The sequence below is a fragment of the Flavobacterium sp. genome (genome assembly GCF_043720215.1).
Lineage (GTDB): Bacteria > Bacteroidota > Bacteroidia > Flavobacteriales > Flavobacteriaceae > Flavobacterium.
The window spans coordinates 1-20,566 of the sequence record NZ_JAYSSZ010000273.1 but is presented as its reverse complement, the minus strand read 5'-3'; the positions used below and the strand labels follow the sequence as shown (position 1 = coordinate 20,566).

Annotated in this window: 15 protein-coding genes, 2 pseudogenes and 1 riboswitch; of the genes and pseudogenes, 1 reads left to right on the top strand and 16 read right to left on the bottom strand. The window is 33.8% G+C overall.

Annotation, left to right across the window (positions count from 1 at the left end; all coding sequences use genetic code 11):
* The 7 genes and pseudogenes from ACHZC3_RS12115 to ACHZC3_RS12085 all read right to left on the bottom strand — a co-directional run.
* The coding region (locus ACHZC3_RS12115; RefSeq protein ID WP_394760119.1) for a sodium-translocating pyrophosphatase at positions 1 to 2,445 on the bottom strand (2,445 nt) is incomplete at its 3' end.
* Between the two features lie 108 nt (positions 2,446 to 2,553).
* On the bottom strand, positions 2,554 to 3,819 hold the full coding sequence (locus ACHZC3_RS12110; RefSeq protein ID WP_394760120.1) for a LamG-like jellyroll fold domain-containing protein: 1,266 nt from the start codon (positions 3,817 to 3,819) through the stop codon (positions 2,554 to 2,556).
* Positions 3,820 to 4,317 (bottom strand): annotated as a pseudogene (locus ACHZC3_RS12105) (RCC1 domain-containing protein); the annotation flags it as partial.
* A 28-nt stretch (positions 4,318 to 4,345) separates the two neighbouring features.
* On the bottom strand, positions 4,346 to 5,425 hold the full coding sequence (locus ACHZC3_RS12100) for a leucine-rich repeat protein (protein WP_394760118.1): 1,080 nt from the start codon (positions 5,423 to 5,425) through the stop codon (positions 4,346 to 4,348).
* Between the two features lie 77 nt (positions 5,426 to 5,502).
* A complete protein-coding gene (locus ACHZC3_RS12095; protein WP_394760117.1) occupies positions 5,503 to 6,144 on the bottom strand; it encodes a response regulator in 642 nt (213 codons plus the stop codon).
* Position 6,145: 1 nt separating this feature from the next.
* Positions 6,146 to 6,925 (bottom strand): sensor histidine kinase, encoded by a 780-nt coding sequence (locus ACHZC3_RS12090; protein ID WP_394760116.1) that lies wholly within the window; start codon positions 6,923 to 6,925, stop codon positions 6,146 to 6,148.
* Between the two features lie 765 nt (positions 6,926 to 7,690).
* On the bottom strand, positions 7,691 to 8,221 hold the full coding sequence (locus tag ACHZC3_RS12085; RefSeq protein WP_394760114.1) for an inorganic diphosphatase: 531 nt from the start codon (positions 8,219 to 8,221) through the stop codon (positions 7,691 to 7,693).
* 101 nt (positions 8,222 to 8,322) lie between these two features.
* On the opposite strand from ACHZC3_RS12085, the gene ACHZC3_RS12080 reads away from it, so the two are divergent.
* On the top strand, positions 8,323 to 8,766 hold the full coding sequence (locus ACHZC3_RS12080; RefSeq protein WP_394760113.1) for a DoxX family protein: 444 nt from the start codon (positions 8,323 to 8,325) through the stop codon (positions 8,764 to 8,766).
* On the opposite strand, the gene ACHZC3_RS12075 is transcribed toward ACHZC3_RS12080, so the two are convergent.
* From ACHZC3_RS12075 to ACHZC3_RS12035, 9 genes and pseudogenes are all read right to left on the bottom strand, one after another.
* The gene (locus tag ACHZC3_RS12075; protein ID WP_394760112.1) at positions 8,763 to 9,365 is read right to left on the bottom strand and encodes a DNA-3-methyladenine glycosylase family protein; all 603 of its coding nucleotides are present in this window, start codon (positions 9,363 to 9,365) and stop codon (positions 8,763 to 8,765) included. The two genes, ACHZC3_RS12080 and ACHZC3_RS12075, sit on opposite strands and share 4 nt — an antisense overlap.
* A 90-nt stretch (positions 9,366 to 9,455) precedes the next feature.
* The gene (locus ACHZC3_RS12070; RefSeq protein WP_394760111.1) at positions 9,456 to 11,948 is read right to left on the bottom strand and encodes a DUF5686 family protein; all 2,493 of its coding nucleotides are present in this window, start codon (positions 11,946 to 11,948) and stop codon (positions 9,456 to 9,458) included.
* 184 nt (positions 11,949 to 12,132) lie between these two features.
* A complete protein-coding gene (locus tag ACHZC3_RS12065) occupies positions 12,133 to 13,110 on the bottom strand; it encodes a pyruvate dehydrogenase complex E1 component subunit beta (RefSeq protein ID WP_394760110.1) in 978 nt (325 codons plus the stop codon).
* Between the two features lie 178 nt (positions 13,111 to 13,288).
* Positions 13,289 to 14,245 (bottom strand): methylenetetrahydrofolate reductase [NAD(P)H], encoded by a 957-nt coding sequence (gene metF, locus ACHZC3_RS12060; protein WP_394760109.1) that lies wholly within the window; start codon positions 14,243 to 14,245, stop codon positions 13,289 to 13,291.
* Positions 14,246 to 14,300: 55 nt separating this feature from the next.
* Positions 14,301 to 16,976, bottom strand: coding sequence for a methionine synthase (metH, locus tag ACHZC3_RS12055; protein ID WP_394760107.1), 2,676 nt, complete (start codon positions 16,974 to 16,976; stop codon positions 14,301 to 14,303).
* 53 nt (positions 16,977 to 17,029) lie between these two features.
* Positions 17,030 to 18,004, bottom strand: a complete 975-nt coding sequence (locus ACHZC3_RS12050; RefSeq protein WP_394760106.1) for a homocysteine S-methyltransferase family protein — start codon at positions 18,002 to 18,004, stop codon at positions 17,030 to 17,032.
* Between the two features lie 254 nt (positions 18,005 to 18,258).
* Positions 18,259 to 18,364: riboswitch (SAM riboswitch) on the bottom strand.
* A 134-nt stretch (positions 18,365 to 18,498) separates the two neighbouring features.
* Positions 18,499 to 19,671: a trans-sulfuration enzyme family protein gene (locus ACHZC3_RS12045; protein ID WP_394760104.1), complete on the bottom strand. Its 1,173-nt coding sequence runs from the start codon at positions 19,669 to 19,671 to the stop codon at positions 18,499 to 18,501.
* Positions 19,668 to 20,093, bottom strand: coding sequence for an OsmC family protein (locus ACHZC3_RS12040; protein WP_394760103.1), 426 nt, complete (start codon positions 20,091 to 20,093; stop codon positions 19,668 to 19,670). Before ACHZC3_RS12040 ends, ACHZC3_RS12045 begins: the two co-directional genes overlap by 4 nt.
* Before the next feature lie 10 nt (positions 20,094 to 20,103).
* A pseudogene (locus tag ACHZC3_RS12035) lies at positions 20,104 to 20,566 on the bottom strand (bifunctional aspartate kinase/homoserine dehydrogenase I); the annotation flags it as partial.

Genomic DNA, 20,566 nt, shown 5'->3' with positions numbered 1-20,566 from the left:
TACTTTACCATCTACATTCGATTTTTCGATAGAAATTTGTTTAGAAACTTCTTGCTTTACTTCCCCTTTAAATTTTCCTGATTCATCATAATGTGACATACATTCTGCTTTTTCTTCAGCAGAACAACCTTTTTCGTCGCACATTGCTGCACATTCGTCTTTAGTCATTGTTGCCATTTTAGTCATGTCGCATTTTGAACTAGCACAAGATTTCATTTCAGTTTTAGCTTCCGAAGCGCAACAAGCTCCTTTTTCGGTAGTTGCATGACTCCCATTTCCTAAAATTGGAGCAATTACCAATCCTATCAAACAGGTTAATTTGATTAATATATTCATAGATGGTCCAGAAGTATCTTTGAACGGATCTCCAACAGTATCTCCAGTTACAGCAGCTTTATGAGCATCAGAACCTTTGTAAGTCATTTCACCATTGATCATCACTCCAGCTTCAAAAGATTTTTTAGCATTATCCCAAGCACCACCAGCATTGTTTTGGAAAACTGCCCAAAGCACACCAGAAACGGTAACTCCAGCCATGTATCCACCTAACATTTCAGCAACTAACTGATGATTGTCTCCGTAAACTATTAATCCTAAAAGCACAATAGCAATTGGGAAACCAATAGTCATAATTCCTGGCAACATCATTTCGCGTAAAGCGGCTTTTGTAGAAATATCGACACATTTTGCATATTCTGGTTTTCCAGTTCCTTCCATAATTCCTGGAATTTCTTTAAACTGACGACGTACTTCATATACCATATCCATTGCTGCTTTTCCAACAGAGTTCATTGCCAATGCTGAGAAAACAACTGGAATCATTCCACCAATAAACAACATAGCCAAAACTGGCGCTTTGAAAATATTGATTCCATCGATTCCTGTAAACGTTACATAAGCAGCAAATAAAGCTAGTGAAGTTAATGCTGCCGAAGCAATAGCAAATCCTTTTCCTGTTGCAGCAGTTGTGTTACCCACTGAATCTAAAATATCTGTTCTTGTACGAACTTCTTTAGGTAATTCGCTCATTTCCGCAATTCCACCCGCATTATCAGAAATTGGTCCGAAAGCGTCGATTGCTAATTGCATAGCTGTTGTAGCCATCATTGCAGATGCAGCCAAAGCTACTCCGTAAAATCCTGCAAAAGCGTAAGAAGCCCAAATTGCAGCAGCAAATAAAATTACTGTTGGAAATGTAGAAATCATTCCCGTTGCCAAACCCGCAATCACGTTAGTTCCTGCTCCCGTAGATGATTTTTGTACAATTGCCAAAACTGGTTTTGTCCCTAATCCTGTATAATATTCAGTTACAGAAGAAATAGCTCCACCAACTATCAATCCAACCAAAGTTGCATAAAACACTCTCATTGAAGAAATTTCGAGCATTCCTTCGCCGAAGAAACTCATTGTCATTGTTTCCGGTAACATATATTTAACTAAGAAATAACAAGCAACAGCAGTCATAAGAATTGACGCCCAGTTACCGATATTTAATGCTTTTTGAACTTGTGCTTCTTTGGCATTGTCATCCGAAATTTTCACTAACATTGTTCCTATAATAGAAAACAAGATTCCGAAACCAGCAATTGCCATTGGTAATAAGATTGGTCCAATTCCGCCAAAAGCGTCTTCGATTTTTCCGCCCATATCTTTAATAACATAGTTTCCAAGAACCATTGCAGCTAAAACTGTTGCTACATACGAACCAAATAAATCGGCACCCATTCCGGCAACGTCTCCAACGTTATCACCAACGTTATCTGCAATTGTAGCAGGATTACGAGGGTCATCTTCTGGAATACCAGCTTCAACTTTACCTACTAAATCAGCGCCAACATCGGCAGCTTTAGTGTAAATTCCACCACCAACTCTTGCAAATAAAGCAATAGATTCAGCTCCAAGTGAAAAACCAGCCAATGTTTCTAATACAATTGTCATGTCTTCAGTTGATGTCCAAACACCACCCATAAATTTATGGAACAAAAGAATAAAAATACCTGTTAAACCAAGGACTGCTAGACCAGCAACACCTAATCCCATTACTGTTCCACCACCAAAAGAAACTTTCAATGCTTGTGGTAAACTAGTACGAGCGGCTTGTGTAGTACGAACATTCGTTTTTGTTGCGATTTTCATTCCCATATTACCCGCTAAAGCCGAGAAAAATGCTCCTATAATAAATGCAATAACTATTAACCAATGCGTTGTTGCGTTTGGCAATAATGTCAAACCAAATAAAACTACACTTGCTCCGATAACAAAGAAAGTTAATAAACGGTATTCTGCTTTTAGGAAAGCTAATGCACCTTCGTAGATGTAATCTGAAATTTCTTTCATTTTGCCGTCTCCAGCGTCTTGCTTTAAGACCCAGCTCTTTTTGATTTGCATAAAAATCAATCCGATGATTGCCATAACTATTGGCACATAAATCATTATTGTATTCATAAAATTATTATTGGTTAGTAATTTAGTTTTGGTAAATTTAACAAAAACAAACAAAAAAGCAACACTTTATATTAAAGTGTTGCTTTTACAATAAATTAATTTAAAAAATTATTCTTTTAGTAACTTTTTAGTAACCGAACCATTTTCCGTTTTTACATTTAACAAATATATTCCCGATTGATAGTTTGTAATATCAATCGTATTGTTACCAGCTTTTACTTTATTAGAGAAGATGACCTTGCCAAGCATATCAGAAACTTCTACTGATGCATCTTCATTAATTGAAATATTGAAAATGCCTGTTGATGGGTTGGGATAAATTTTAACAGTATCTGTTAAGTTAAAATTATCAATACCTAATACAACAGTTTCATTTGCTGTTACATCGGTTGACCAATTTGAATTTGAACCTGTTAAAGCAAAATTTTGGAGCGTACCAACAACTGGGCTTCCTGTAATTTCATTAGCCAGTACGGTTAAACCTGAATTATTAGCATTGGCAATCCCTTGGTTAAATTTAAAATGTGCTATAAGATTTGGCACAGAATTTACGGCTTGTGCACTACGTGTATACGAACTTACTTCTACTGGAGTTCTTACTATATTCCAAATGCGTAAATCGTTATATTTCCCATCTAATTTACCAGATGTCGTTCCATAAGAATATCCCAAGCCAGCATCAAAATTGGCAAAATTAGGCGTTCCTGTTTCCGTTTTTGTTTGAACCAAAGCACCATTTAAGTATAATTTGTGTGTTTTGGTTGCATAATCAAATGTAGCCACTATACGATACCAAGTATTTACAGAAAGAGGTGAAGCAGTTTGTGCTCTACTAAAAGTTCCGCCATATGCTTGATCAAAAAATAAATTTCCTGACGCATCGGTTTCTATAGTAAAACCTTGGTTACTTGGAGAAGTAGCATTTTTAGAAAATACTTTATTATTAGCAATACTGTTTAGTTGTACTTTTAATTCTATTGTATAACTTTCATTTAACGAATTATCACCTAAAACACCAGTTCCTGTGTTTGCAATTCGTACTCTGTCATCAACGCCATCAAAAGCTAAAATATTTCCTGCGCAACCCATTACACCTGGGGTGTTTTGCCCAGTGTTGTTTAGTAAAGTATTACCATTACCTAATTGGCCTGACTGGTTATCTCCCCATGACATAAAAGTTCCTGCATTGTTTTGAGCTATTGCATATTCATTGCCTGCAATTACATTATCCCAATTGATAGCTGTACCCACTTGTATTGGGCTGTTTTGTTCAACAAATGCACCATTACCTAACTGTCCTTTATAATTATCACCCCAAGACCATAAAGTTCCTGTGGTTTTTGTTGCATAACCATTATATAAACCAGCTGCAATTGATTTCCAAGTGGTTTCTGCACCAATTTGCGTTGGACTATTTCGTTGATTTGTATCGCCTAAACCTAATTGTCCTATAAAGTTATCGCCCCAAGAATATAGTCCACCATTATCTCTAATACTAACATTGTGATAATCGCCAGCTTCTATACTTTTCCATAAATTTAAACCTACTCGCGTTGGAACAGAAACATTAGTTGTGTTTCCTAAACCTAATTGTCCGTAAATATTACGACCCCAAGCCCACAATTCGCCATTTACTTTCAATGCCATTGTATGCCCTCCTCCTAACGAAACCGTTTGCCAATTGGTACCATTTACTAATGTTGGGGTAAGCTGTAATGCTACGGTGGTGTTGTTTCCTATTTGCCCGTACGTATTTTCGCCCCAAGCATATAAGGTATTGTCTGTTTTTTTAGCTACACTATGGTGGTAACCTGCATATACTCCTACCCAGTTAGTATCTGTGCCTATTTGAGTGGGGATATTGATTTGAGTTGTAGTATTATTTCCTAACTGGCCATCACTATTTCTGCCCCAAGCCCATAAGGTTCCGTTTTTTTTTAATAGCTAAACTATAAAATTCACCTGCCGAAACAAATGCCCAATTAGGATCGTTGCTAATTTGTACTGGCGATGTAACATTGCCTGTTGCATTGTTGCCCAATTGTTTATAGGTATTACTGCCCCATCCCCACAAGGTACCGTCTTGAGCAATAGCTAGTGTATGTTGACTACCAGCACTAACCGATGCCCAGCAACCTCTTGGCGATGGTATTGTACCTCCTACAATATTAAACTCTGTCCAAACAGGAGCAGCTTGATATAAATGAGCAGTGCCTCCTGGCAAGTTTAATGTAGCTGAATTGATATTAACATTTGTAAAAACATTAGGATCAATTGTCACAATAGCCTCAGATGTGGTCCAATTAACTGTAACCGAAGTTAAACTCCAAGCGTCATGAAAAACAGAATAACCAATAGTAGTTACCGAATTAGGTATCGTTACCGAAGTTAAACCAAAACAGCTTTGAAAAACAGAATTACCAATGGATGTTACCGAATTAGGTATCGTTACCGAAGTTAATCCATAACATCCCTGAAAAGCAGCATCACCAATAGATGTTACCGAATTAGGCATCGTTACCGAAGTTAAACTATTACATTGCCGAAAAGCAGCATTACCAATAGTAGTTACCGAACTTCCAATCATTACCGAAGTTAAACCAGAACATTGTTCAAAAGCAGCATCACCAATAGTAGTTACCGAATTAGGTATCGTTACCGAAGTTAAACTATTACATTGCCGAAAAGCATCATTACCAATCGATGTTACCGAATTAGGAATGGTTGCCGAAGTTAAACCAGAACAATAGTAAAAAGCAGCATCACCAATAGATGTTACCGCATAATCTTGGCCTATATATGACACAATTGCAGGTATGTTTGCAGGTCCAGAGAAATAAAAGGAATGGTTGCTAACTTCAACCGTAAGCGGTGCCGTTGCACTAGTTATATTATAATTTATACCACCAGCGGTAAAAGTTTGTGCTTTAGCACTTGTAATGCTTAAAAAAGCAAAAAGGATTAGGTAAAAGTATTTCATATTATTTGTTTTAATGATCAGAAGACAAATGTAAAATTGTATTTAAAAATTGGCAATAAGCAAATCAACTCAATCTTCTATTTGTACGGAATAAACAATTGATTTTGAATAGCATAAATAACTAAACCAATGATGTTTTTAGAATTTGTTTTTTGGAGTAAACTATTTCTGTGATTATCTACAGTGCGTGAGCTAATTTTTAGAATTTCTGCAATTTCAGATGCCGATTTTTGTTGGCAAATTAATTGCAATACTTCTATTTCTCGATCGGAAATTTCTAAATTTAATGCTTTGTTGTCTTTATCTATAGCATCTAACATGCTTTTTTCATAGAAAAACCCGTTAACAAACACTTTATTAATTCTTATTATTAAATCAGTTGGGCTAAAGTTTTTAGGAATGTAACAAACTGCACCAACCGAAAGCATTTTTTTAATAAAAGAAATTGAGTTGTAGGACGATAATGCTATTATTTTAATTTCAGGAAAAAGTGTAGTTATTTTTTTTGTGGCATCAATACCGTTTAATTCAGGCATATTGATATCCATTAAAATAATATCCGGAAGTTCACTAAGTCCACTTAATTTGGAAATTAATTCGATTCCGTTTGAAACATCAAATAGAATTTCAATATTGTCTTCTTGGTCTAATAAATTCCTAATCCCTTGTCGGATTAAAATTTCGTCGTCTGCTAAAGCAATTTTTATTTTGTGCTCCATATTAAAAATGTATGGTTAACGCAAATCCATCTTGTTTTGTAAAGTCAATAACATAATTTCCATTTATAGCAGTAATACGACTTTCGATATTAATAAAACCTAAACCTTTGTTTTTATTAAACTTTTCTTTGATTAATCCAACACCGTTATCTTGATAAGAAACTTCAATATTTTTATTTTCATTTTTAAAAAGGATATTTATTTCTGATGCTTTTCCGTGTTTTATGGAGTTATTGATTAGTTCTTGAATAATCCTAAAAACATGTAATTGCTTTTCTTTTTCAAAAAAAGAGAAATTAACTTCCGATTTGTATTTTATATTTATTTGTCTTGACGAATTAAAATCTAACACAATTTCTTCAATAGCTTCTTGTAAGCCAAATTTTTCTAAAATAGGAGGAAATAAGTTATGTGCAATTTTTCTGGAAGTTTCAATTGCAGTTGAATTAATACTTTCTAAAGTAGAAAAAATACTTTCTTTCTCTGCTTCTGGTGTTTTTTTAGATTTTAATAAATGTAAATTTAACGAAAGTGCAATTAATTTAGAACTTACATCGTCGTGTAAATCTTGTGCAATTCGTTTTCGTTCGTTTTCTTGTGCCTCGATAATAGATAACGTATTTTGTTTTTGATAGGCAATTTCTAAATTTTTCTTTTCTATTTCTTTTTCAAATATTTTTTTACGGGATTTTATTATAAAAACAATAGTTAAAACTAAAATTGCAATTATAAATAGTATAGAAAAAATAATAATAAAAACTGGGCTATTCTGGTAGTTCATTTTGTTTTTTCTTTATAAATAAATATTCTTTAAAAATAAATATTTGAAAAATTGTAAAAAATAGATCTTTAATTATCCAATGATCAATATAAGGGTCTTTTAAAAACACCATTATTTTATCTAAACTACCCGAAATAAATATTAAACAACTAATAGTGAAATACAAGATGATGCCAATAGAAAAATAAAAATATCTTTTTTCGGTTTCTAATGTTTGAAAAATTAACACAAAAGCAAAAGCTATTATTGAAGTGCAAATTAGTATAATTTCTAATAAATTGAAGCCAAAAAACAATTTAGGATTTACAACAAATGAAACTATAATTAAAAGATAAACAATAGGAAATATTATTTTTATTAATTTTTTAATTCTCCTATTTTCAATAATTTGATAATAGAAATAAGATAAAAAGGAAAAGTGTATAAAAAAATATAAATGCGAAACAAAATAATTCGAATCTGGTAGGAGTTGATAAATACTAAAACACAGTATGGTCTCGAACAGATTAACTAGTAAATACAAGTATAATATAATATCAGTTTTTGTTTTATTTTTTAACCTTGTAAATAATATACAATTAATAAAGAGTAAAAAAACACTTAAGAAAAATACAGAATCGAATACTATTAAATTCATTTATATTTTATTTTCATAAATCTACAATAATATTTTTATTATTTCAAATAAACAACAAGCAAATCAACTCATTTTAAAACAAAAAAGGCCCTAGATAAACTAGAGCCTTTAATTCCTTATCATAAATCTTATTTTATGCTAAATAATCCTTCTGGTTTGTTTTCAATGGCATCAAAACGGTCTGTACATTCTTTAATGATAGCTCTCGCTTCGTTTACATCGCCCCAGCCTTCTACATCTACTTTCTTTTTTTCTAAATCTTTATATACTTGAAAAAAGTGTTCAATTTCTTTTAGCAAATGGGGGTTTATGTCTGATAAATCATTTAATGAATTCCATATTGGATCAGAAACTGGAACGCAAATTACTTTTTCGTCTGGTCCTTTGTCATCTGCCATGTGGAAAACACCAATTGGTTTTACTTCTATCACACAACCTGGAAAAGTAGGTTTAGTTACCAATACTAAAACATCTAAAGGATCACCATCAAGTGCTAATGTTTCTGGAATAAAACCATAATCCGCTGGATACATCATAGATGAGAATAACATACGGTCGAAACGCATTCTTTTTAAATCGAAATCGTACTCGTATTTGTTTCTACTTCCTCTAGGTATTTCGACTAGAACGTCGAAAGTTTGTATTTTATCTGCTGTCATTTTCTTTTTTTTGAGGGTGCAAAAGTACTATAAAAAAAGTGTTTTGCAATACTTATTTTCATATATTTGAAATCCTAACCAACCAAAAAACATCTTTTATTATGAAAAAATTACTCTTTTCAGCAAATGCAATCAATATCGATTTTGGATTATTACTTATCCGTTTAATAATTGGCTCACTAATGGCATTTTATGGCTACGAAAAATTAATTCATTTTAACGAAATGGCCGCTTCCGATTTTTGGATGAAAAACGTTAGTTTCCTAGGAATGTCTAGCAAAGTAGCTTTAGGACTAACCGTGTTTGCTGAATTGGTTTGTAGCGTTTTATTAATTCTAGGTTTATTTACTAGAATGAGCTTGTTTTTTCTACTATTTTGTATGGGTTGGATTTTCTTGGTCGTTTTCCCGATGTCAATTTTAGACAAAGGAGACAATGGTTATCAATTTAATGATGCTTTTGTTTATTTTATAATTTACTTAGGCTTGTTTTTTACTGGAGCTGGAAGATACAGTTTAGACTCAAAGTTGTTTTCGAGACGTTAATATTCTATTTTTCTGTTGCGTTTTCGCAAATAATGATGCCACAATAAATAGGTTGCCATACTGCGATATGGTGACCAATTTTGAGCATAGATTTCCATTTCTGGCTTGTTGTGAATATTGAGCAATTCTTTTATTGTATTTACTACAGCGATATCACCTAGTGGAATAATGTCTGGCGTTTGCAAACAAAACATAAGGTAAACATCTATGGTCCAGTTGCCAATTCCTTTTATTTTGATGAGTTCTTCTCGAACTTCTTGCGCTGTTTTGTTAGGCAAACTTTCTAAAATAATTTGTTTGTCTATAATGGCTTCCGAAAGACATTTAATATATTTTGTTTTTTGTCGACTTACACCAAAGGCTCTAAAATCTTCGTCTGTTAGCGCAATTAGGATTTCTGGCTCAAAATCCGGAATTAAAGCTTTTATTTTTAGAAAAGTTGCTTTTGCAGAATCGATGGAAACTTGTTGTTCTAATATTAACAAAACTAAGGTTTCAAAACCTTGTGGTCGTGACGGAATTGTTGGCAAACCATAGGTGTTTATGATTTGTTCGAAAATCTTATCTTTTTTAGACAGAAAAGAGATTGCTTCTTGCATATCTATTGGTTTTTTTAGCCCTGATAGTAGCGATATCCTTTTTCTTGCTTCTTTAGAAGGAAAAGATATAGCGAATAGCAGGAAAAGCTCCTAAAAATAAAATCCGAACGATCCTTTTACAGTAAATCTTTTTGCTTCGGGAAGTTCTAGATAGCTGCCTCGCCATGCAAAATCGATACGAAATACTTTGAAAATATTTGCAATTCCTGCATGGTATTCCCAATAACCGTTTGTTGGCGCTTGGTATGTCAATCCAGAAGCATTTATAGCTCTATTTTCGTTTGAAACGTTTCCGTATATTGCTTTGACTCCTACAATTTCTCTCCAATTTAGTTTTTTCATAAATGGAATTCTAGAGAAAATACGACCATTAAAATGTTGTTCTAAATGTAATGAAGCGTATTGATCTGTTACGAATTCGTAATAATTCATTAAATTATACGTGTTGTCTATCACAAAATAAGACTGATTTCCTGGCACTACAGCAAGTAATCCTAATGGCACTTCTCCAAATACTTTTCCTACTTCGAATGTTGTAAACAATCGTCCCATTCCACCCATATATATAGGTTGTCGGTAATACAATTGCAGTTTTTGATATTCAAAATCACTATTAAAAACTCCTTTGAATCCTTTACTATAATTGACAAATACTCGTGAGTAATTGTTGTCTACTTCTAATCGTTCTACTCCGTAACCTACTGTTTTTCGGTTTGGTGTAAAATCTATTCCTATTGTAGCTTCAGCTTGTTTTACCGATGATTTTATTGTTCCTGTTGGATTTGAAACGCTTGGTAATTCTGAAAAATAATCTAAACTAAAGGTTGGCGATGCTGATTCTAATGTTCTGTGAGAAAATCCTAATTGAAAAATTAAATCTTTAATGGGTTCAATTTCTGAAGAGAAAGAGCTCAAATTTACATTGGTCAGTTTACTATTATCTCCGCTTGCAAAAAAGGAAGATGAGGCAAAACTCCTTCCTAAAACATCGTTGGATGTGGTTAGACTTACTCCAATTTGTTCTACATCACGACGGTTTCCTCCAGAAAGTATGATTCGATTTCTTTTGTCGATCATCCATTTTCCTGAAACTCCGTATTTGAATTTATTGTCCTTGAAACCATATGCTGTGTATGCTTGAATACGCCAAGGGTCGTTTGCTCCAAAATAAGTTCTTCCACCAACTCTTATTCTCTGACCTTCTATATCATTGTAGCCAAATATTGAAAATATTGGTCCATAATCTATAAATCCTTTGTTTATATAACCACTTCCAAGTATAGAAACAATATTATAAAATTGTTTAAATTTTTTGACTGTTTTTAGCGTATCGAGCATTTTATATACGCCAGCTTCATCTTTGTTTAGTGATTCTGCTCGATTTTCTTGCCAAAATTCATCAGACTTTGTATAAACTGTTTGGTCGTAATTATTTACATCTTCTTTATAAAATTTATCAGGTTTTACTTCATTAAATTTATGATCACTAAACAATGTTGTTCTTTTTCCGTAAACGCCTTTCGATTTTTCTTTTTTGTTTAATGCAAAATCCGACATCATATGATCTCGTTTTAAAAGAAAAACAGAATCATTTAGCACATCAAACTCTTGTTCGATATAAATATCTTTTACCCAGTTTATATTGGCGCTTTTTGATGCGGTTAGATTAATTTTCTTTATAGCAAAAGTGGTGTCATTTACCCAAAAATCCCCTTTAAAAGTCAGTTCGTTTTTTCTACGTGGATAAAACACAATGTTATAACACCATTTTTTATCTATAAATGTACTGTCGCTTAATACATAATTATAAGTATTAATACCCGTTTTAGATAATGGACTTACAAAGTTTTTATCGAAGAAATTAAGGTAGTTATCGTAAATATTATATTCTGAATACAAATCTTTTATAAAAGTATCAACTCCGTTTCCTTCACCAATTCCTGAATTTTTGTTAGCTTTTAGTATTTCTTTACTTTTTCCCGTTTTGTTGTCTCCATAAACTTCAGATAATGATTCGTTTATAAAAATAGGCAAATATGTTTTTCCTGTAACTTTAGAAGTATCTATATGATTAAAAATAAATTCTAATCCTTTGAAAACTCTATTTTTCATAAAAGCAGAATCTATCGTGTTCATATCAAACTCCACTTTTTCATATTTATTCATCTGATACTGATCAAACATGTTTAATCCATTCTTGCGTTTGCGTTCCCAAATTTTTCTAAGAATATCAAGTGCTGGATTATTCTTCTTAGATGTTTTTCCAGAAAATATTTTTACTTCTTCGAGCGTATTTGCTGCAGCAAAAGAAATTTTCATATTATAATTTACTGCTTTAGCAAGAACAACTTCTTTAGTTTCGAAACCAACATAGGAAACGATTAAAATTCTTCTATCTGACTCAGATTCTAAATAAAATCGCCCATTTTCATCAGATGTAACACACTCTCGAGTTCCTTTAAAACATACATTAGCATATGGAATTGTTCCGTTCATGTCGTCATATATGACCCCACTCACTTTAGTTTGTGCTATATTACTTATTGAAAGTAAAAAAAAGAAGATTATAAATATTTTTTTCATAAATAGATAATATTTGTTTTTTTATTGAATATGGTATATTTATGAGGAAATCCTCGTTTTAATTCGTGATTTAATCATCATAAATATTTCATAAACATAGGAAATAAAAAACTTCATCATTAACTGATGAAGTTTCAAATATAGTTATTTTATTAATTGACAATTAACAAATAATAATTGACAATTATTTATACATTACTTTTTTAACCGCTTTTACAACATCTTGCGCATTAGGTAGCCATTCTTTTAATAAAGTTGGTGAATATGGAGCAGGTGTATCGGCAGTAGTGATTCGTTGTATAGGAGCATCAAGAAAATCGAAAGCACGTTCTTGAACGATATAAGTAATCTCTGAAGCTACAGAAGCAAAAGGCCAAGCTTCTTCAAGAACTACTAATCTATTTGTTTTTTTAACAGAAGTTAAAATAGTTTCATAATCCATTGGACGAACAGTACGCAAATCGATAATCTCACATGAAATCCCTTCTTTTTCTAATTCCTCAGCAGCAATATGAGCTTCTTTAATGATTTTTCCAAAAGAAACAATAGTTACATCAGTTCCTACACGTTTGATATCAGCAACACCAAGTGGGATAATATAATCTCCTTCTGGAACTTCTCCTTTATCACCATACATTTGCTCAGATTCCATAAAAATTACTGGATCATTATCACGAATAGCTGCTTTTAGTAAACCTTTAGCATCATAAACTGTACTCGGTACTACAACTTTTAATCCTGGAGTGTTAGCAAACCAGTTTTCGAAAGCTTGTGAGTGGGTTGCTCCTAATTGTCCTGCCGAAGCAGTTGGTCCACGAAAAACCATTGGCATAGGAAATTGTCCTGCACTCATTTGACGCATTTTTGCTGCGTTATTTATAATTTGATCAATACCAACTAGCGAGAAATTGAAAGTCATATACTCCACAATAGGACGACAACCGTTCATAGCAGAACCTACTGCAATACCGGCAAAACCAAGTTCTGCGATAGGTGTATCGATAACTCGTTTGGCTCCAAATTCGTCAAGCATTCCTTTTGAAGCTTTATACGCTCCATTATATTCCGCTACTTCTTCACCCATTAAGTAAACGGATTCGTCGCGACGCATTTCTTCGCTCATGGCTTCACAAATAGCTTCTCTAAATTGTATCGTTCTCATATGTTTTATTGTAAATCTGTAAAATTGAACAGCAAAAATAATTATTTTAAATCACTTTAAGGTACTATTTACTTTAAAATAATTTGAAGCCAATCCTGTTATACGCTATATCTTTTCTTCAGAAAAAAAGAGAAAAAAAGATGTCGATTCTACCAGTGCTACAAAAGTGAAATAGTTTCTAAAAAATTTCCTTTGCTATTGCTTTAATATTTTCTGCTTTTCCCATTGAATAGTAATGTAAAACGGGAATTCCTGCTGCAACTAATTCTTTACTTTGTTGGGCACACCACTCGATTCCAATTTGTTTTACTGCTTCGTTATCGCTAGCTTTTACTACTGCCATAATTAAATCGTCAGGTAATTGAACGCTAAATCTATGTGGAATAAGGTTTAATTGTTTCTTTGTCGCAATAGGTTTTAGTCCTGGAATAATAGGAACGGTAATCCCTGCCGCACGGCATTTTGCCACAAAATCGAAAAATTTTTTGTTATCAAAAAACATTTGCGTGATGATATATTGTGCTCCGTTTTTTATCTTTTGCTTTAAGAAATGAATATCACTATCTACACTTGGGGCTTCCATGTGTTTTTCGGGATAACCTGCAATTCCTATGCAAAAGTTAGTCGATGATGAGTTTTGCAAATCTTCATCGAGATAAATTCCTTTGTTTAGGTTGGCAATTTGTGTAACCAATTCTGATGCGTATTGGTTTCCTGCTTTTTCTGCCTTAAAATAAATTTCATTTTTTAAAGCATCACCTCTCAAAGCCACCACATTATCTATGCCTAAAAAATCTAAATCAATTAGCAAATTCTCTGTATCTTCTCTATTAAAACCGCCACATAAAATATGAGGAATCGCATCTACATGGTATTTATTTTGAATAGCTGCGCAAATCCCAACCGTTCCTGGCCGTTTTTTTACAATCTTTTTTTCTAACAATCCGCTAGGTAATTCCTTATATTCGTATTCTTCTCGATGATAAGTTACATCTATAAATGGTGGGTTAAATTCCATTAATGGGTCGATACTATCAAAAATAGATTGTATGTTTTGTCCTTTTAGTGGCGGCAATATTTCGAAAGAAAAAAGTGGTTTTCCTTGAGCGTTTTCTATATGTTGAGTTACTTTCATTTTTAAATTTTAATTTTTTAGCAATATGATTTTAGAATTGAAATTGCTAAAATCATTAATCTGCTATATTCGGCGAAAGCCATTTTGTTGCCATTTCGGTAGAAATTCCTCTTCGTTTTGCGTAATCGATTACTTGGTCTTCTTTTATTTTTCCCAGTCCAAAATATTTACTTTCTGGATTGGCAAAATAATATCCTGAAACAGATGATGCTGGCCACATCGCCATACTTTCGGTCAGTTTGACACCAATATTTTCTTCTACATTTAACAACTTCCAAATGGTTGGTTTTTCCAAATGATCTGGACAAGCTGGATAACCTGGAGCGGGTCTGATTCCTTTGTATTCTTCTGAAATTAAATCTTGGTTGGATAAATTTTCATCAGAAGCATAACCCCAAATTTCTTTACGTACTTTTAAGTGTAAGTATTCGGCAAATGCTTCCGCCAATCGGTCACCTAAAGCTTTAATCAAAATCGAATTATAATCGTCTAATTGTTTTTCGAATTCGGCCGCTTTTTCATCGACACCAAAACCTGTAGTAACACAAAAGCATCCTAAATAATCCTGTTTCAATTCTTTTGGTGCTATAAAATCGGACAAAGCTATATTTGGAGCGCCTACAGTTTTTTGAGATTGCTGGCGTAAGGTTAAGAATTTAACTAATTCTTTTCCGTTTTCATCAAAAACTTGAATATCATCGTCATTGACTTGGTTTGCGGGATAAATTCCTAAAATTCCTTTGGCAGTTAGCCAATTTTCGGAAATTAAATCGTTGAGCATTTTTTGAGCATCTATAAATAAAGCCGTTGCTTGTTCTCCCACTACCTCATCAGTAAGAATCGCGGGATATTTTCCGTACAATTCCCATGAGCTAAAAAACGGTGTCCAATCGATGTAATCCGCCAATTCTGACAAGGCAACTTCAATTGTTTTTGTACCAATAAAATTAGGTCTCACTTGGGTAAAATTATCCCAATCCAATTTCAATTTATTTTTACGTGCTTCGGCAAGTGACAAGAAATTTTTGTCTCGACTTCTGTTCAAATATCCATCACGCAACTTGTCGTATTCTTCCCGAATTGCTTTTACGTAACCTTCTTTGGTTTCGGCTTGCAATAAATTACTCGCCACAGTTACTGCTCTCGAAGCGTCATTTACATGAACAACAGTTTGCTTATATTCTGGTGCAATTTTAACGGCAGTATGTGCTCGCGAAGTTGTTGCACCACCAATCATTATTGGAATTTTGATGTTTAACTTTTCCATTTCTTTGGCTAAATAGACCATTTCATCTAGTGAAGGAGTGATTAGCCCGCTCAAACCAATAATATCTACATTTTCTTTGATAGCCGTTTCGATTATTTTTTCTGGAGAAACCATTACCCCTAAATCGATGATTTCAAAGTTATTACATCCCAAAACTACTGCAACAATATTTTTGCCAATATCATGTACATCGCCTTTTACTGTAGCCATCAAGACTTTACCGGCCGACGACGATTTTCCGTCTTTTTGAGCTTCAATAAATGGAAGTAGATAAGCAACCGCTTTTTTCATTACACGAGCCGATTTGACTACTTGAGGCAAAAACATTTTTCCGCTTCCAAATAAATCCCCCACCACATTCATACCAGCCATTAAATTAATTTCAATGACATCAATTGCCTTTTCAGAATTGGCTCTGGCTTCTTCTACATCAATTTCTATAAATTCGTCGATTCCTTTTACAAGTGAATGCGTTAATCGCTCTTGAATTGAACCATTCCTCCACTCTTGGATAGCTTTTTCATTGATTTTGAAATCACCTTTGAAAGTTTCGGCTAAATCTAACAATCGTTCGGTAGCGTCTTCTCTTCTATTTAACAAAACGTCTTCAACGTGTTCTAATAAAACTTTGTCTATTTCATCATAAATTTCCAACATTTCCGGATTCACAATCCCCATGGTCATCCCATTTTGAATGGCATGATACAAAAATGCGGAATGCATAGCTTCACGCACTTTATCATTTCCTCTAAATGAAAAAGAAACATTGCTTACACCACCAGAAATATTGGCATACGGCAGATTTTCACGAATCCATTTTGTGGCTCTAAAAAAATCTAGTGCATTTAGCTTGTGTTCGTCCATGCCTGTAGCGACAGGAAATATGTTGGGATCGAAAATAATATCTTGAGCAGGAAAACCAACAGTATCGACTAAAATATCATACGATCGTTTACAAATTTCGATACGTCTTTCGTAAGTATCGGCTTGACCATTTTCGTCGAAAGCCATCACAATAACCGCTGCTCCGTAACGTTTTACTAATTTAGCGTGGTGAATAAAAGTCGCTTCGCCTTCTTTTAAGGAAATAGAATTAACAACTCCTTTTCCTTGGATTACTTTCAATCCCGCTTCGATAATTTCCCATTTAGAACTATCAATCATAACAGGAACTCGAGCAATATCTGGTTCCGCAGCAATAAGGTTTAAGAATTTTGTCATGGCATGAACCCCGTCAAGCATTCCTTCATCCATGTTGATATCAATAATTTGCGCACCACCTTCTACTTGTTCTCTGGCTACTGAAAGAGCTTCTTCGTATTTCTCCTCTTTTATTAACCGAAGAAATTTACGTGAACCAGTAACATTAGTGCGTTCGCCAACGTTTACGAAAATAGATTCTTCGGTAACGAAAAGCGGTTCTAAACCTGAAAGCTGTAAATTTATTTTATTTGTTCTTGACATTTCTTTCTAATTAACCCTTGCAGGTTTTTGAAACTTGCAAGGGTAGGATTGGATTATTTTCTCGGTTTGAATTGCGCTGCTACTTCTGCGATTAATTTGATATGTTCTGGTGTTGTTCCGCAGCAACCTCCAATAATATTGATTAAATTTTCTTGCAAATATTCTCGAATCAATTGTTGCATTTCTTGTGGGGTTTGATCGTATTGTCCAAAGGCATTCGGCAAACCAGCATTTGGGTGAGCTGAAATGTTCAATGCCGTATTTCTGGACAATCTTTTAAGATATGGCTTTAGTTGGTCGGCGCCCAAAGCACAATTAAAACCAACACTCAATAATGGGATATGTGCTATAGAAATTAAAAACGCTTCTACGGTTTGCCCAGAAAGTGTTCTTCCTGAAGCATCAGTTATTGTTCCTGAAACCATGACTGGAATATCGATATTTCGTTCTTCTTTTACTTCTTCGATGGCAAAAAGTGCTGCTTTTGCATTTAGTGTATCGAAAATAGTTTCCACCATAAGTACATCGCAACCACCGTCGATTAAGGCTTCTACTTGTTGTTTGTAGGCAATTCTCAAATCGTCGAAAGTGACGGCACGATAGCCCGGATCGTTTACATCTGGAGACATGGAAGCAGTTCTATTTGTTGGTCCAATGGAACCCGCTACGAATCTTGGTTTGTTGGTAAACTCATCAGCCACTTCACGAGCTATTTTTGCGGATTGATAATTTAGCTCGTACACTAAATCTTCGAGATAATAATCGGCCATTCCGATGGTTGTTCCTGAGAATGTATTGGTTTCGACAATGTCTGCTCCTGCTTGAAAATATTGTCTGTGAACTTCTTTGACCGCTTCGGGTTGTGTGATGGATAATAAATCGTTGTTTCCTTTTAATGGATGTGGGAAATCTTTAAATCGTTCGCCACGAAAATCTTCTTCGGAGAAATTATTGCGTTGCAGCATCGTTCCCATAGCTCCGTCGAGGACAAGGATTCTTTCTTGTATGGCTTGTTGTATTGTTGACATAATTTATTTCTTAACCGCAAATTTCGCAAAGGTTTTCGCAAGGTTCGCAAAGTTTAATTTTTAATATAATGCTGATTTTGACACGAATGCCCTAGCCCTGATAGTAGTGGAAATCCTTTTTTTGAGGCTTTTCGCCGAAAAAAAGATTGTAACGGATAGCAGGAAATAGCTTCTGATACTTCGACAAGCTCAGTATGACAGAAATTAGTTCTTAGAAATACAAAATGTTATGGGAAAGTGAGAGGGAATTCTCGTGGTTATCTGTTTCCGATAAATCGGAATAGAATGTAGCACCTTCTTTATGGTAAAGGGTTGCTAAGCTTTCGTTGGGTCTAATCCCTCCAGCTTTCGTGATAACAGTCAATAAATGCAGGAACTTTGCAAATGTAGTAATAATATTTTATTTTGAAAAATTTTCTGTAAAATGATTTTATTTATTTACAAAACAGAAAATAAATCTATTTTATTTCTTTAAACTAGATTTATTTCCTACATTAATTTAATGCTTGATTTAAATCATTCATTACATCGGTTACTGTTTCTAATCCTACAGAAACTCGAACTATACCGTCGGTGATACTTACAGCTAATCGTTCGTCGACAGTCAATTTGCTATGTGTTGTAGAAGCGGGATGAGTGACGATTGTTCGTGTGTCTCCGAGATTGGCAGAAAGGGAACACAATTGAATTTTGTTTAAAAATTCTCGTCCTGCTTCTATTCCACCATCAATTTCGAAAGCCACAATATTGCCACCCAATCGCATTTGTTTTTTTGCGATTTCGTATTGCGGATGTGATTTAAGAAACGGATATTTTACTTTTTTTACCTTGGGATGATTTTCTAAAAACTGAGCAACTTTTAAGGCATTTTCACAATGTTTTTCTACTCTTACAGCTAATGTCTCTAAACTTTTAGATAAAATCCAAGCGTTGAACGGCGATAATGACGGTCCTGTATTTCTAGAAAATAAATAAATTTCTCTGATTAAATCTTCACGTCCTACAGTTATACCGCCGAGTACACGTCCTTGACCATCAATTAGTTTTGTAGCAGAATGCACTACTAAATGCGCTCCAAATTGTATTGGATTTTGAATATATGGTGTTGCAAAACAATTGTCGATAATTAAAATCAGGTTATGCTTTTTAGCAATTTTTCCTAATAATTCTAAATCGATAATATCTACTGCTGGATTGGTTGGTGATTCTGCGAAAAGGATTTTAGTTTTGGCTTGAATGTATTGCTCTATGGTTTCAGGTTTATTGATGTCAAAATACGAAGTTTCGATATTCCATTTAGGAAAATACTTAGTAAATAAAGTATGAGTTGAACCAAAAACACTACTTGCTGAAACAATATGATCGCCTGAATTAAGCAAAGCTGCAAAAGTTGAATATACCGCAGCCATTCCTGTTGCAAAAGCATAACCCGACTCCGCCCCTTCCATTTTGCATATTTTCTCGACAAACTCTGTGGTGTTAGGATTACTAAAACGGCTATAAATATTCCTGTCTTTTTCCTCAGCAAAGGAAGCTCGCATATCTTCGGCATCTTCAAAAACGAAACTGGAAGAAAGGTATAAAGGAACTGAATGCTCTAAATATTGCGTTCGTTCTAATTGTGTTCGTATGGCTTGGGTTTCGAAACCGAAATTTTCTTGACTCATAATGGTTTACTATTTAAAACTACTTTATAGTTGATTTTTGCTGTTGGTTCTAGTGTTTTAGAAACAGAACAATATTTTTCGAAAGAAAGTTGAGCTGCTTTTAGCGCTTTCTCTTCATTGATATTTCCTTCTAAAAAAATAGTAACTGTAATCTCTTTAAAAGGTTTTGCTTCTTCAATTTGTTCTCGAATACCTTCTACTTCTGTTTTATAAGATGTAATTTCTTGTCGTTGTTTATTAAGTATCGAGATGATGTCAATTGCGCTACAACCCGCAACTCCCATCAATAAAAGTTCCATTGGGCTTGGTGCCAAATCGTTACCGCCAAATTCAGATTTACTATCTAATTCTACCACATGACCTCTTTCATTTTTTAGTTGAAAGTGATAATCATTATTAATTCTGTTTAGTGTAATTTTCATGTTTTATATTTTATTCTTTTTCTGACAATCGCAAAATATCACCAAAAACTCCTCTTGCAGTAACTGCCGATCCAGCTCCTGCACCCTGAATTACAATAGGTCTATCTCCATAAGATTCTGTATAAATTTCGAAAAAAGAATCAGAACCTTTCAATTGCCCCAAAGCGGTATCGAGTGGAACAGAAATTAATTTTACTTCTAGATTTCCTTTGTCTTGTTGCAAATCGCCCGACAATTCTCCCACATATCGCAAAACGTGATTTGGTTTTTGATCTGCTTTTATTTTAGCAAAAATAAAATCGAGCTCGGATAATCTACTTAAAAAATCGTTTTTATCACCTTGTCTTAAATTCTCTGGAATTAAGTTTTGAATATTAATTTCCTCAAATTCATTTTGCAAATCTAGTTCTCTAGCTAAAATTAAAACTTTTCTTGCTACATCGTTTCCACATAAATCTTCTCTAGGATCTGGC